Below are 636 nucleotides of genomic sequence, written 5' to 3'. Positions count from 1 at the left end.
CCGCAGCGCCGATCCGGCACTGGCATGGGTGGCACTCGGCCTGGCATCGCTGCTGGGCGCCCACCTGGCGGATCGCGGGGTCGACGGGCTGGCGAGCGTGCGCGAGGTCCTCGCCGTGCTGAAGGACGAGCCCGAGCGCAGCGGCGTCCGGCAGCGCGTGGCGCACGTGATGCAGGCCCTGGGCGCGCGGGCCGTGCTCGAGACCCGCCTCGAGCGTCAGCACGGACGCAGCGTGCTGCACCTGGCGCTGCATGCGGGTGAGACCGTCACGCATGAGGGCAGCGTGGTGGCCGACGAGGCAGAGGGCACCGCCGGCCCCGCGGCCGCGCTGGTGGCGCGCTGGATCACCGTCCCCGATGCGGCGGTGCAGGCCGTGGCGTCGGGCGACGCGTTCCTCGACGAAGCCTGGCAGCGCGCGCTGCAGCGCCTGCGCGCACACGACCATGCCGAAGCCGGGCACCTGCTCGCGGTGCTGCGCGACGCCGGTATCGACGCACCGGAACTCGACCTCGCGCAGGCCCGGCTTGCGCTGCTGCGGGGCCGGCCCGATGCCGCACAGGCGTTGGCGCAGCTCGAGGAGCGTGCGCGGCGCGACGACAGCCCGCGCCTGCAGGCCGAGGCCGGCCTGTTGCACGC

1 protein-coding gene is annotated in these 636 nt (G+C 76.1%); it reads left to right on the top strand.

Annotated features, from left to right (window positions below; translation table 11 throughout):
* On the top strand, positions 1-636 hold a 636-nt coding region (locus AC1D15_RS36020; protein ID WP_477829857.1), incomplete at both ends, for a hypothetical protein.

Source organism: Rhizobacter sp. P2_H2, from assembly GCF_056403375.1.
Note: the sequence above shows the minus strand (reverse complement) of the source record. Positions and strands in the feature narration are given on the sequence as shown.